This is a genomic window from Brucella sp. MAB-22 (assembly GCF_025908475.1).
In the GTDB taxonomy this organism is placed as follows: Bacteria; Pseudomonadota; Alphaproteobacteria; order Rhizobiales; family Rhizobiaceae; genus Brucella; species Brucella anthropi.
Window position 1 is genome coordinate 532696 of record NZ_CP109781.1, and the last position, 13415, is coordinate 546110.

Genomic DNA, 13415 nt, shown 5'->3' on the forward strand with positions numbered 1-13415 from the left:
TCAGTAAATGGCGGAATTGAATGGCGCTCTGATCGGCTGCGGTTTCTTCGCAATCAACCAGATGCACGCATGGAATGACGTTTCAGGTGCCAAAATCGTGGCAATCTGCGACCGCGATCCTGAGCGGTTGAAGATTGTCGGCGACCAGTTTGACATCGAACGCCACTACACGGATGCGCAAGCGCTGTTTGCAGATGGCGGCATCGACTTTGTCGATATCGCCACCACAGTTTCAAGCCATCGTGCTCTGGTGGAACTTGCTGCTGCCCACAAGGTGCCAGCAATCTGCCAGAAGCCTTTTGCCAAAACGCTTGATGATGCAAAGGCCATGGTGAAGGTCTGCGATGAAGCAGGTATTCCGCTCATGGTCCATGAAAACTTCCGCTGGCAGACGCCTATTCAGGCAGTGCACAAGGCACTCGACAGTGGCGTCATCGGCACGCCGTTCTGGGGACGTTTCTCCTTCCGCTCGGGCTTCGACGTGTTTTCCGGGCAGCCATATCTTGCAGAAGGCGAACGCTTCATCATCGAAGACCTCGGGATCCACACGCTTGATATTGCGCGCTTTATCTTGGGCGACGTTACGAGCCTTGTCGCACGCACCAAGCGTGTGAACCCTAAGATCAAGGGTGAAGATGTTGCAACCATCCTCATGGACCATGAAAATGGTGCTACTTCCATAGTTGACGTAAGCTATGCCACCAAGCTCGAAACCGATCCTTTCCCGGAAACACTCATTGAAATTGATGGCACCGAAGGTTCGATCCGGCTTTATCAGGGTTATCGCCTTGAAGTGATTACGCCGAACGGCACCACGGTTTCCGACGTTTCACCAAAACTGCTCTCATGGGCCACACGTCCATGGCACAATATTCAGGAAAGCGTCTTTGCCATTCAGCAGCATTGGGTGGACAAGCTGGAAACTCGCGAAGAAACCTCAACATCAGGTGCGGATAATCTCAAGACTTTCGCGCTTGTCGAAGCCGCCTATGACAGTGCCGCAAGCGGCAACCGCATCGACATTACGGCGCTGCTCAAATGAGCAACGTCGATCCTTTCCTGCTCTATGGAACGCGTGAAACCGAAGCTAAGCCGACGCATCTGAAAGCGGGCTTGCTTAGCCTGGATTTGAACGACGGCAATCTTCGCACCATCACTTACGACGGTGTCGAAGTTCTGCGTGCCGTCTCCTATCTGGTGCGGGATCGCGACTGGGGGACCTATAATCCGCAAATCCATGATCTGAACGTCGAGCAAAGCGACAGCGGTTTCATCGTCACCTATCAGGCACGTTGCGAAGGCCCGGATGCGACCAAACTCACCATTGATGTCCGCATTCAGGCAAAGAGTGGCGGTACGCTCACTTTCGACGCCGTAGCGAATACTGCGACAGGCTTTGAAACCAACCGTTGCGGCTTCTGCATCCTGCATCCAATCGTCGGCGTTGCCGGTTCGCCTGTAACTGTCGAGCATGTCGATGGCACGCTCAATAGAACACAGCTGCCCGATCTGATTGAGCCATGGCAGCCTTTCAAGGATATGCGTGCGATCACCCATGAGGCCATGCCTGGCGTTACGGCCGAATGCCGCATGGAAGGCGATACGTTTGAGATGGAAGATCAGCGCAACTGGTCCGATGCATCTTACAAGACCTATGTACGTCCGCTGGCCTTGCCATGGCCTTACCAGATCGAAGCCTCCAAACCTCAGCATCAGCGCATCGTGCTCAACATTTCCGACACACGCAAAGCAGCATTACAAGCGGGCACGAATGCGGAGCCGGTGAGCATTACGCTCGGCAACACAAGTGGCAAATTGCCAAATATCGGCATCATCATCACACCGGAAGAAGCCAAGGCAAGCCTTGCTGCAATTGATCTGTTGCAGGAAATTGACCCGCAGGATTTGTTATTTCAATACGATCCAATGGCAGGTCATAACGGATCAGCTTTTGCTGATTTCGCGACCTTGGCTGCGAAGCATAGCGCGCGCGTTTCGCTCGAAATTGCATTACCTTGCGAGAAATCGCTCATCGAAGAGACGACAGCAATCGCTTCTGACATGAAAGCGGCTGGCTTTAACCCAGATGCGGTCATTGTTTCACCGGCTATAGATCGGCAGTCGACACCACCCGGCAGCGAATGGCCAACCTGCCCCCCGCTTGAAGATGTCTATGCGGCAGCAAGAGCAGCCTTCCCGAATGCGCGGCTTGGTGGCGGAATGCTGAGCTATTTCACCGAGCTTAATCGCAAGCGCGTTCCAGGCGAGCTTGTTGATTTCGTCACCCATTGCACCAATCCGATTGTTCATGCCGCCGATGATCTAAGCGTCATGCAAACACTGGAGGCGCTGCCTTTCATTACCCGTTCGGTGCGAGCAGTCTATGGCGACAAGCCCTATCGCATCGGGCCGTCTACCATCCCCATGCGCCAGAATCCTTATGGCAGCAGAACGATGGAAAACCCGAATGGCAAGCGCATTGCGATGGCCAATCGCGATCCGCGCCATAATGGAAAATTCGCGGAAAGCTTCGCATTGGCCTATGCCATATCGGTGCTGAATGCTGGTCTCGACAGCCTTACACTTTCAGCCCTCACCGGACCTTTCGGACTTACTGCAGGTGAAGGCGAACCAACACTCGCAGGTGGGAAACGTCCACTCTTCACCACGATAAAAACATTGTCCGGACTTGCAGGAAAGGATTGGTGGCAGCTTATTTCGTCGCGGCCTGATCACGTTCTGGCCTTTGCAACAGAGCACGAATTCTGGCTGGTAAACATCACGTCACAGCCTCAGACTGTCAGCATCGCTCAATTCGCCAAGATTACTCTCGATCCCTACGCGGTCCAGAACTTGAAACGCTCATAGTTTTAATCGCGTCGTTGTTGTTTTGATCGGGAGCGGCCAATGCTGAGCTATAAAAATGATATGCCCGCCAGCAAGAACTGACGGGCATAAATCCAAAGGGTTTTCGGCGATTTAAATCACATTTGGTGTGATAGGCGAACCCAAATCATTCCCACTCGATTGTTGAACGTCGAAATTCGCATTGCGCATCAATGCAATGGCAGCGCAGGCCCGCCCAATACCATGAAAAATGCCATGCCCAACGCTCGCAATTCGTTGGCGGTTGGATGGTTGTCGCGGCAGCGACCGTTAGCCTCGCAGAGCAAGATTCCCGTCGAGCCGAAGGCGAGTAAAGGGGCGGTGTTGTACTGGTTCGGGCATAGCCCGCACCGGTACAACACACATCTTGCCGTCTGCTTCTGCGTAATCGAAGGTGCGGGAGTGCAATTCAAGGTGTAGGGATGCAAGTTGCGCAATTCAGTGCAATCGAGAGCAATCACGTTTCCCTTTGCTTCCCTTTGCTTCCCTTTGCGTTGATTTACTTCGCTCCAGCATTAGAGGATGTCGGCAAGGTTGAATCCGCGTAAGTGACGATCTAAGCCTTGTCCATGCTGTGGACGTAGGGGGGTGGCAGTCCACCCTCTGAAAGCCCCCCTGACTTCTCTGGCTACCTTATGGGGCTGTTGCGGGTTGCCGCTGTCCTTTATTCTTTTGGTGCTATTTATCTTTCGTTGCACGCGGCGTAACGCAGCCCGAGTTACCCACAGGGCGCGTGCGTTAAAAGCTTTTAGTTAAAGAATTTAAAAGCGCGCGCGCGCGTTACGGTTTCTGGAAGCCTTGCGGCACAAGGGCTCGAAAGGTGTTGCTGCACGTAAAGGCACGAAGGGGGCTGCACGTAAAGGCACGATGTTCTGCATGTGAAAGCACGTGCCAATTCACAGCTCGGCCGCTCTGTTTCGCTTGCTGGTGAGGCGCTTCCGGGCCTTCCCGGCGTGAACTTGCCCGCGCCGTTCGGCCCGGCGAACACCCATAAATTCGGCCGTCCACTACTCATAGAGCGCGGATGACCTCATCGCCTGCCCGGTGGAAGCGCACCAGTTCCCGGCGGCCGTCCGGGTATTTCTTAATTTCCAAGCCTTCCGGCGTGTCGGCCTCGCGGTAGTAGATCGGGAAGCCGGCGGCCAAATGCTCGCGCGCCGCGCGGCCGTCGTCTACGTCCGCATCCATCTGCTGCCAAAGCTGTTCCAAGCGGCTTTCTTCATCGTCCACACGTGCAAGGTCGCCAGCCTTCTCGGCGGCTTCGGCCTCCGCGCCCAGCATCCCATTCTCGGACATGCCATCAGCGACCAGCTCCGCCCGCTCGGCCTTGGTCATGTAGCTTTTCGGCTTGGTCATTGGGGGTCTCCGTTCGGCTTCGCCAGGTCATCGAGTTCTGCCAGCCGCTGGCCGATCAGGCGCAGGACGTTACGGCCGTTTTTCTTGTCGCGACGCGTCACGCAATCGCGCAACGTGTCAATCAGCGCCATCGTGCTCACCCGCTCTGCCGTCCGATCGTCAACGGCGGCAAGGCGGCCGAGCTGCGCGGCCTTCGCTCTATCGTGCCTGTAGCGGCGCGCCCGCTCGGCGGAAGTCATCGCCGCATCTCCGAGTGGCTTGCGTCCCCTTTTCTGTTGCTGGTCGGTCATGGGCATGGCCTTGTTGGGTAGCGATCATAATACCGTGACGCGTCACGGAATACTAATGATGTTTCGCTATATGTGACGCATCACGAATTAAATACACTGCTCGAATCTGCCCTTTTGGTGCCGACCTTCCCCCTCTGCTCCGCAAAACCGCCTAGGAAGCCCGTAGAGCGCCGCCCGTGATCGCCCTCCCCCGGACCCCCACCCCTGCGGTCGCTGCGCTCCCTGCGCGGCCTGCGGCCTTGCGCGCCCGGCTCGCTACGCGAGGCCGTGGGGTTCGGCTTCGCCGACCGTGGGCACAGACCATGGACAGGGATGGACAACGATGGAGCTGTTGCCCACGCCCTGCCCACCGCCTGCACCCACTACCCCACCGCTACCCGGTCGCCCCATCCCGCCAATGAGTGAGACAAGCCCAAAACGGCCCCCATACCTGATATGGTTGCTGCGCGACCCGAGCGGTCGAGCGAACGGAGCCGACCCGATGACCCTCAACCGCCAGCTAGACCTGTTCCGCAAGCAGACCCCGGCGGGCATGTGGTGCAGCAACGACCCAGCGCAGTACGGCCAACGGCACCTACCGCGCACGCCCGCGCTGGAACGCGCCTACATCGACCCCAACCCACGGGGCAGGGTCTGGGCGATGGTGTTCGACATCGACCGTCCCGGCGCTGCGCTGGCGTGGGACGACGCGGACATGCCGACCCCGAATTGGGTGGCCGAGAATCCGGCCAACGGGCACGTGCATCTGGGCTACGTGCTGGCCGCGCCGGTGTCGCGCAGCGAAGCCAGCCGGGGCAAGCCGCTGCGGCTGCTGGCGCGCATCGAGTGCGCCATGACGAACGCCCTCGATGCCGACCGGGCCTATTCGCACCGGCTCACGAAGAACCCAGGCCATCCGCGCTGGCGCACGTTCTGGGAGCGTGGCCAGCCCTACGACCTGGACGAGTTGCGCGACTACCTGCCGGACAACCTGCCGCTGCGCATCGCCCGCGCCGAAGCCGTGGGCGAAGGCCGCAACGTCGCGCTGTTCGATGGCCTGCGGCGATGGGCCTACAAAAACCGCTTCGCCTATGGCGATTTCGACGCATGGCACGCGGCCTGTCGGCAGTACACCCGCACGCTCAACGAGTTCGCGCACCCACTGCCGGAACGCGAAGCGATGCACACGGCCAAGAGTGTGGCGAAGTGGGTGTGGGTCAAGTTCACGCCCGAAGCGTTCGCCGCCCTGCAAGCTGCTCGCGCACGTCGCCGCGCCGCCAGCATCGCCGCCCCTGTCCTTTATGCCGCTATGGCGGCCTACGTGGAGAACCCCGCATGAGCGCCGAATTCAAGCGCGTTCCGACGAACCGCGAAGTGGCCGCAAAGTTCGGCGTGAGCGTGCGCACCGTGACGACTGCACTCAAGCGCGATCCACGTTGGTGGACGGAACACCGCCGCGAATTGCAACGCAAAGCCGCCGCGTTGCGTGCTACGGGAATGTCTTGGCGTGAGGTAGGAAAAACCCTAGGTGGCGTGTCGGAAAACGCCGCGCGTGCGATGGGAAAACGCGGCATGGGATTGTGGGACAGCGGCCAGAAACCGCAACGCGACGACGCCACCGCCGACCTGTTCACGGCTCGCTAACTCGCCGCTGCACGGCTGCACGGGTTAGAAACGAACCATATCAGGTATAGGGGCCGTTTTAGGCTTGCGGCTTGAGGTTCCGCTGCGTGGTATAGGGAAGCAATGCGCAGTGCCTTCGGGACCCGGAAATACCATGCCGCGAATGCGCCCGTTTTCGCGAACTAAGCCAATGAAGTTCAACAGTTTCCTGTCGCTCGATACCATGGATCCGCTGAAAAGGCCCACATGGTATCGAGCATGGCGCATGGCATCGGCGTTGGTCGATACCATGATCCATGCCATGCAAATACGTGCTTGGTCATGCCAAACGGTGCCAATCAGCACCAAACGGAATCGCCCAATTTTTCGATTCCATATTGAAATCGCTGGCTTTTATTCCGCTAGCTGCCAGACAGTGCCAGACGCCCGATCACTCCCACTCGATCGTGCCGGGCGGCTTTGAGGTCACGTCATAAACAACACGATTGATGCCGCGTACCTCGTTGATGATGCGAGTTGCCGCATTGCCAAGAAAGTTCATGTCATAATGGTAAAAATCGGCGGTCATGCCGTCCACAGACGTCACGGCGCGCAGTGCGCAGACGAATTCGTAGGTACGGCCATCGCCCATCACGCCCACGGTCTGAACCGGCAGCAGAACAGCGAAAGCTTGCCAGATGGCATCGTAGAGGCCAGCCTTGCGGATTTCATCCAGATAGATCGCGTCGGCTTCACGCAGGATTTCAAGTTTCTCGCGAGTGATACCGCCCGGGCAGCGGATAGCAAGACCCGGTCCAGGGAACGGATGACGACCGATGAAGCTATCCGGCAGGCCGAGTTCCTTGCCCAACAGGCGTACTTCGTCTTTGAACAGTTCACGCAGCGGTTCAACCAGCTGCATCTTCATGCGCTCCGGCAAACCACCAACATTGTGGTGCGACTTGATCGTGACAGAAGGACCGCCGGTAAACGAAACGCTTTCGATAACGTCCGGATAGAGCGTGCCCTGCACGAGGAAATCCGCACCGCCGAGCTTCTTTGCTTCTTCCTCGAACACTTCGATGAAGAGACGGCCAATCGTCTTGCGCTTCTTTTCAGGATCGGTTTCGCCTTCCAGCTCACCGATGAAACGATCAGCAGCATCAACGAGAATGAGCGGCAGGTTGTAATGTTCGCGGAACATTTCAACGACTTGGTTAGCTTCGTTTTTACGCATCAGCCCGTGATCAACCAGAATACAGGTCAGCTGATCGCCGATGGCTTCATGCGCCAGGAGTGCTGCAACAGAAGAATCCACACCGCCGGAAAGCGCACAGATCACCTTGCCGCTACCAACCTGCTTGCGGATCGCCTCGACTGCCTGTTCGCGATAGGCGCCCATGGTCCAGCCCGGCTTCACACCGACGATACGATGAACGAAGTTCTGAAGAAGTTTTGTACCATCCGGCGTATGCACGACTTCCGGGTGGAACTGCACGCCGTAATATTTGCGCTTCTCGTCAGCGATAGCCGCGAAAGGTGCATTCGGCGAAGTGCCGATAATGGTAAAGCCATCGGGCAGCGACGTAACACGGTCACCATGGCTCATCCAGACCTGATGACGAGTGCCCTTGGCCCAGATGCCTTCGAAGAGTGGGCTGTCTTCCTGCACATCCAGGAAAGCACGACCGAATTCGCGATCATGGCCACTTTCCACCTTGCCACCCAATTGGGCGCACATCGTTTGTTCGCCGTAGCAGATGCCGAGAACGGGAATGCCTTCCTCGAAAACGGCCTGCGGCGCTCGCGGCGACCCAATATCAGTCGTCGAATGGGGGCTGCCTGAAAGGATAACGCCTTTCGGCTTCAGCCGCTTGAAAGCCTCTTCCGCAGACTGGAAAGGGACGATTTCACAATAGACACTGGCTTCGCGCACGCGACGCGCAATCAGCTGCGTAACCTGGCTGCCAAAGTCGATGATTAGGATTGTGTCGGGATGTGCCGTGGTGCTCATGTGCAGCGTCTATTTAAAAAGTGACCGGGATGCAATGCCTATATGGGTTATAGGCATCGTGCTCAACAAGTGCGTTGCCAAAAATCGACCTATACTGACATACCATTGTCAGGAGCCGACAGGAGACCATCCGCGATTGCAGCCTCCAATCGCTCGACAGCATGGGCCAGTTTTTCATCGATAATGTGCAAATACTGCGTCCAGTCCCCGACATGCTGCAACTCGCTTGCACCATCGGAGATACCGCGAAGCCCAAAAAGCGGAATTCCTGCGAGCTGGCATGCGCGCAGACAGGCATAGGTTTCCATATCAACCATATCCGCATCAACCGTCATATAGGCTTTGCCGGAAACGATATTGGCACCTGTTGAGAGCGAAGCGACAGGGATTTCTGGTACAGAAACCGGGAGCTCGATCACTTTGGGAAGATCGAGAAAAGGCGTTGTACCTTTTTCAAACCCGAGAGGTGAAGCATCCATATCGCGATAGGATACAGAAGATACCTGAAACACTTCAGCTTGCGGTAAACTGGCTGAGCCTGCTGAGCCAAGCGAGACCACGAGGTCGGGCTTTTCTCCCGCCTGCGCCAGACCTGCAAGAGTATATGCAAGATTGGCAGCCGCCTCGACTGGCCCTACCCCGATCATGACCGGCGTAAAGAGCTTCGCCAAATGACGCCCATATTCGGCATCCACTGCCATGACGTAGAGGAGACGCTTTCCGGCGACAGTTTTAATCATCCCTGCAGGCCTTTTCTGTCCTGCACGACCATCATTGTTCCGGTCATGGTTGCGATCAGGCGCACTTCCGTGTCAGTTACGGCGAATGCCTGTCCATCACTAACCATGATCGTCCGCCCGGGTTTGGTGACCTCTCCACGAAAGAGGAAACGTTCCCCTTTGCCTGGAGCCAGCAGATTCACTTTGAACTCGATGGTCAGTACAGCTGCGTCGGAGGGCATCAGTGTCAGTGCCGCATAGCCACAAGCAGAATCGAGAGCGGCAGAAATCATACCCGCATGGAGAATGCCATGCTGTTGCGTCAGCTCCTCACGAAACGGCATCTCAACTTCAACAATACCGGGCTCACACCGTGTCAGTTCAGCGCCTATCAGTTTCATGGCTGCTTGCCGACCAAAACTTTCCTCGACGCGCTCTTTGAAATCCGGTTCTGCTACACGATGCGCTGACATCGTCCCCCCTTCTTTTCATCTATTATCACGCATTATCCAACGGAAAACCGCTTCGCACTTTTGCTGGAAATGCTTTAGTTTGATCTCTGCAGAAGGCTCACATAAAACCCGTCAGTGCCAGTGGACAATGGCGAGAATACCGCGCCGTGCGACGAGAATACTGGCTTCACATCACCAGCGTCCGCTACAATTGTATCCCACAAAGCCTTTGGCGCAACTTCCGTAAAATCAGCATTCCCTGTGAGAAACTGTGCAACCTGTCTCGTGTTTTCTTCTGCGAACAATGAACAGGTAATGTAGGCCAGACGTCCGCCCGGCTTCACATAATGCTTGGCAGATTCCAGCACTTCCTTCTGGTCCTGAACGCGCCGCTCAAGCTGCTGGTCGTTCAACCGCCATTTCGCATCCGGGCGGCGGCGCCATGTGCCGGAACCAGTGCAAGGTGCATCGGTCAGCACGAGATCCATCTGCCCTGTCAGTGGGTCCAGTGCATCGAGATTTCCATGGACCTGCGTGTTACGCACTCCAGCACGCTGCAGTCGCTCATGCATCGGCGATAATCGGGAGCGTTCAGCATCATAGGCGTGAATTTGGCCGCTATTTTGCATCGCAGCGGCCAAAGCCAATGTCTTTCCACCAGCTCCAGCGCAATAGTCCAGTACCTGCTGGCCGGGTTTGGCACCGGCAAAGAGTGCGGCGAGCTGTGACCCCAAATCCTGGACCTCGAACCAGCCGTCGAGAAAGGCCTGCTCGCCTTGCACATTCGGATGGCGCCCAAGTGCTTCAATCGGTGGGATGCGTAGCGCCTGCGCAAGGAACGGCGCGGGTGCAGCGCCAGCCTTTTCAAGTGCTGTGAGCGTTTTTTCCGGCGTCGCCTTCAAACTGTTCACACGAAGATCGACTGGCGGTCGCGTTGCCAGCGCCCTGCCTTCATCCACCCAGCGCGCGCCGAAAAGTTCCTCAAGCGACGATGCACACCATTCGGGCACATCCGCCTGAACATGGGCAGGCGCTTCTGTGACATCCCTGCTTTCCCAAGCAATACGACGCGGCTGCTCCAGCACTTCCGGCGCAAACTTGTCTCCATCGAGAGCAGCGTCGATGGCCGCAATATCCATGCCGCCGTCGGCCAATAATGCGCCAAAAGCCAGAGCGCGTGCGTCATCGACATCCATTCGCCATGCGATGGATAATTTGCGGCGCAGTGCATCATAGACGATATTGCCGATCACAGCGCGGTCACCCGCACCTGCGAAACGATGGGAAGCGCCCCAATCCTTCAGCACGTCAGAAGCCGGGCGTGTACCCGCTTCAATCTGATCCAATACCTCGATAGCCGCCTGCAGGCGTCCGCCAAGCCGCATTGTGTCTCCTTCTCGAATGCCTGCTCGGGCATAGCCTTCCTTGCAGGGAAAAGGCAATCGGCAAATCAAAACAAAAAAGCCGGAGCAACGAGCTCCGGCTTTCTTTCTGTCTTATAAACTAGGTTTATTCGGCTGCCGTTGCCTCTTCATTTGTAGCAATCGTGTTGGCTTCATAACCATGTGCATCCTTCAAGGCTTTGCGCACGCCAGCTTCATAGTCGGGATGGATGAGCTTGAAGTGGCCGAGCTGGCGCTCGACGATAAAGCCCGGCACCCCACCCATTGCCGCAGCGATGTTGGAGAACAGGCGCTGCTTCTGTCCCTCATCGAACAGATTGAACAAGGCCCGCGGCTGCACGTAGTCGTCATTGCCCACACGATGATCGTAGCGGGCGGCATCGCCGGAAATGCGCAAAGGTGGTTCCTTGGCTGACGGCTGTTCGACCGGGCCATTAAACGAATTCGGCTCGTAATAGGCGTCCGGATTGCCGGTCTTGATACCGCCATAGACATTCATCTGACCATCGCGGTGATAATGATGAACCGGACACTTCGGCTGGTTGACCGGGATGGTCTCGTAATGCGTGCCAAGGCGATGACGATGCGCATCCGCATAGGAGAAAATACGCGCCTGCAGCATCTTGTCAGGCGAGTAGCTGATGCCCGGCACGATATTCGACGGCGAGAAAGCCGCATTCTCGATCTCGGTGAAGTAGTTTTCCGGGTTACGGTTCAGCTCCATGATACCGATATCAATCGGCGGATAATCCGCATGCGGCCAGACCTTGGTAAGATCGAACGGATTGTACGGTGTCTTGTCGGCATCGAGTTCCGGCATGATCTGCACCTGGACCTTCCACTTCGGGAAATCGCCCTTGTCAATGGACGTGAACAGGTCTTCCTGGGTGGATTCTCGCGTGCGACCAACCACACCCTCGGCTTCAGCATTGGTCCAGTGCTTATGGCCCTGCATGGTCTTGAAGTGGAACTTGACCCAATAGCGCTCACCGGCATCGTTCCAGAACGAATAGGTGTGAGAGCCATATCCGTTGATGTGGCGCACATCGGTCGGCAAGCCACGATCAGACATCAGGATCGTCACCTGATGCAGGCTTTCCGGTGAAAGCGACCAGAAATCCCACATGGCGGTCGCCGAGCGCAGGTTCGTCTTGGGATGACGCTTCTGGGTATGAATGAAGTCCGGGAACTTGATCGGGTCGCGTACAAAGAACACAGGCGTGTTGTTGCCGACCAGATCCCAGTTACCTTCCTCCGTATAGAACTTGAGAGCAAAGCCCCGCACGTCGCGCTCGGCATCCGCCGCACCCTGCTCACCGGCCACAGTCGAAAACCGCGCCAGCATCGGCGTTTTGGCTCCCGGCTGCAGTGCCTTGGCCTTGGTGTATTTCGAAATATCGCCGGTGATGGTCAGCGTACCATAAGCGCCCCAGCCCTTGGCATGAACGGCACGTTCCGGGATACGTTCGCGGTTTTGATGGCTTAGTTTTTCAATGAGCTGATAGTCCTGCATCAAAAGCGGGCCGCGCTCACCTGCGCTCAGGGAATTCTGGTTGTCCGGTATCGGAGCGCCTGCACTCGTCGTCATAATTGGGCGATCTGTCATGGGAATTCCCTCCTGAAAAGCCAATATTGGAATACAACTAGCCTTGCTATAAGCACGACACAGTTCGTCCGTGTCGTGCCGTGGCTAGGTAACTGGCTCAGATTAGACCTATTCCAATCATAATCTCCAATTGCTTTTCCGATTATTTTCGATAAGTTTTTCTTATCATGTTTACAGTACGTCAAATGCGCTATTTCGAAGCGCTTGCCGCCACGCTGCATTTCCGCAAAGCCGCGCAACTGGCACACGTGTCCCAGCCGGCCCTTTCGGCCCAGATCGCGGAAATGGAAGCTCTTGCAGGCGCGCCCCTTTTCGAGCGCTCACAGCGACAGGTGATAATGACGGAGCTCGGCAAGCAGCTTTATCCGGGTATCCAGACCATCTTGCGCGAACTCCACACACTTGAGGAAATAGCCGCGCAAAGCCGAGGATTGTTACAAACACGGCTGCGGCTGGGCATCATTCCAACTGTCGCACCCTATTTGGTCCCGGTTCTTATCCCTCTTTTACGCGAACGGCATCCGTCATTTCGCCTCCAATTGCGAGAAAGCGTAACCGCGAAACTTCTTGATGAACTACACGCGGGTGAAATCGATGCAATTGTCGCTGCCCTTCCCATTGATGATGAGCGGCTTGCCCAAAGAAAGCTGTTCGACGACCGCTTCCTGATTGCGACCTCAACCAATGATCAAACGGTTCTCGCTTCGCCTATGACACAGGACAACGTCGCTCTCGACCGTTTACTCCTGTTGGAAGAGGGGCATTGCATGCGGGATCAGGCATTGGCCGTCTGTTCGCTGCCTTCTCAGCGCCAGCTTGTAAAATATGGTGCCACCAGCATGACCACGCTTCTACAAATGGTGAGTCATGGAATGGGCCTTACTCTCATTCCCGAAATCGCGGTGCGCGCAGAAGCACGCAGTAATCATATGCGTATCGTGCCCTTTGACGGCGAGCAACCAAAGCGGGAAATCGCCTTGTTCTGGCGGCGACAGAGTATGCGCCGAAAAGACTTTCAGGCGCTTGGTGATTGTATCGTGGAAAGCGCCAACGGGCTTCTCATCGATCCAAAGGAACTAGAAACTCTCGCAAAATGAAAAGGCGGCTT

Annotated in this window: 12 protein-coding genes; 5 read left to right on the top strand and 7 right to left on the bottom strand. The window is 56.6% G+C overall.

Translation table 11 applies throughout. The features are described from left to right. Window positions 1-7: 7 nt before the first annotated feature. Together OHI65_RS02460 and OHI65_RS02465 are read left to right on the top strand one after the other, a co-directional pair. Window positions 8-1042 carry a Gfo/Idh/MocA family protein gene (locus tag OHI65_RS02460; RefSeq protein WP_125302622.1) on the top strand — a complete coding sequence of 345 codons (1035 nt, stop codon included), beginning with the start codon at window positions 8-10 and terminating at the stop codon, window positions 1040-1042. Continuing rightward, the gene (locus OHI65_RS02465) at window positions 1039-2868 is read left to right on the top strand and encodes a hypothetical protein (RefSeq protein WP_125302620.1); all 1830 of its coding nucleotides are present in this window, start codon (window positions 1039-1041) and stop codon (window positions 2866-2868) included. Before OHI65_RS02460 ends, OHI65_RS02465 begins: the two co-directional genes overlap by 4 nt. Window positions 2869-3897: 1029 nt before the next feature. Here OHI65_RS02465 and OHI65_RS02470 read toward each other — a convergent pair. Further along, window positions 3898-4242 carry a hypothetical protein gene (locus tag OHI65_RS02470; protein ID WP_125302617.1) on the bottom strand — a complete coding sequence of 115 codons (345 nt, stop codon included), beginning with the start codon at window positions 4240-4242 and terminating at the stop codon, window positions 3898-3900. After that, window positions 4239-4532 (bottom strand): hypothetical protein, encoded by a 294-nt coding sequence (locus OHI65_RS02475; RefSeq protein ID WP_125302615.1) that lies wholly within the window; start codon window positions 4530-4532, stop codon window positions 4239-4241. The genes OHI65_RS02470 and OHI65_RS02475 overlap by 4 nt, the downstream gene beginning before the upstream one ends. A gap of 481 nt (window positions 4533-5013) precedes the next feature. Here OHI65_RS02475 and OHI65_RS02480 point away from each other — a divergent pair, with 481 nt between their 5' ends. Together OHI65_RS02480 and OHI65_RS02485 are read left to right on the top strand one after the other, a co-directional pair. Continuing rightward, window positions 5014-5850 carry a replication initiation protein gene (locus tag OHI65_RS02480; RefSeq protein WP_185758033.1) on the top strand — a complete coding sequence of 279 codons (837 nt, stop codon included), beginning with the start codon at window positions 5014-5016 and terminating at the stop codon, window positions 5848-5850. Continuing rightward, window positions 5847-6155 (top strand): hypothetical protein, encoded by a 309-nt coding sequence (locus tag OHI65_RS02485; protein ID WP_125302609.1) that lies wholly within the window; start codon window positions 5847-5849, stop codon window positions 6153-6155. Before OHI65_RS02480 ends, OHI65_RS02485 begins: the two co-directional genes overlap by 4 nt. A gap of 409 nt (window positions 6156-6564) precedes the next feature. Here the strand turns inward: OHI65_RS02485 and guaA are convergent, their stop codons facing one another. The 5 genes from guaA to katA form a co-directional block, all read right to left on the bottom strand. Continuing rightward, entirely contained in the window at window positions 6565-8127 is a 1563-nt protein-coding gene (gene guaA, locus OHI65_RS02490; RefSeq protein ID WP_125302607.1) for a glutamine-hydrolyzing GMP synthase, read from the bottom strand. An 89-nt stretch (window positions 8128-8216) separates the two neighbouring features. After that, complete coding sequence (locus OHI65_RS02495; RefSeq protein ID WP_125302604.1) at window positions 8217-8867, bottom strand: 5'-methylthioadenosine/S-adenosylhomocysteine nucleosidase; 651 nt, start codon at window positions 8865-8867, stop codon at window positions 8217-8219. Next, entirely contained in the window at window positions 8864-9319 is a 456-nt protein-coding gene (locus OHI65_RS02500) for a PaaI family thioesterase (RefSeq protein WP_010661020.1), read from the bottom strand. Before OHI65_RS02500 ends, OHI65_RS02495 begins: the two co-directional genes overlap by 4 nt. Before the next feature lie 74 nt (window positions 9320-9393). Further along, window positions 9394-10683, bottom strand: coding sequence for an RsmB/NOP family class I SAM-dependent RNA methyltransferase (locus OHI65_RS02505; protein ID WP_125302602.1), 1290 nt, complete (start codon window positions 10681-10683; stop codon window positions 9394-9396). A 124-nt stretch (window positions 10684-10807) separates the two neighbouring features. Continuing rightward, entirely contained in the window at window positions 10808-12307 is a 1500-nt protein-coding gene (gene katA / locus OHI65_RS02510) for a catalase KatA (RefSeq protein WP_125302599.1), read from the bottom strand. A gap of 167 nt (window positions 12308-12474) precedes the next feature. On the opposite strand from katA, the gene OHI65_RS02515 reads away from it, so the two are divergent. Beyond that, window positions 12475-13404 carry a hydrogen peroxide-inducible genes activator gene (locus OHI65_RS02515; protein ID WP_011982769.1) on the top strand — a complete coding sequence of 310 codons (930 nt, stop codon included), beginning with the start codon at window positions 12475-12477 and terminating at the stop codon, window positions 13402-13404. Window positions 13405-13415 lie beyond the last annotated feature (11 nt).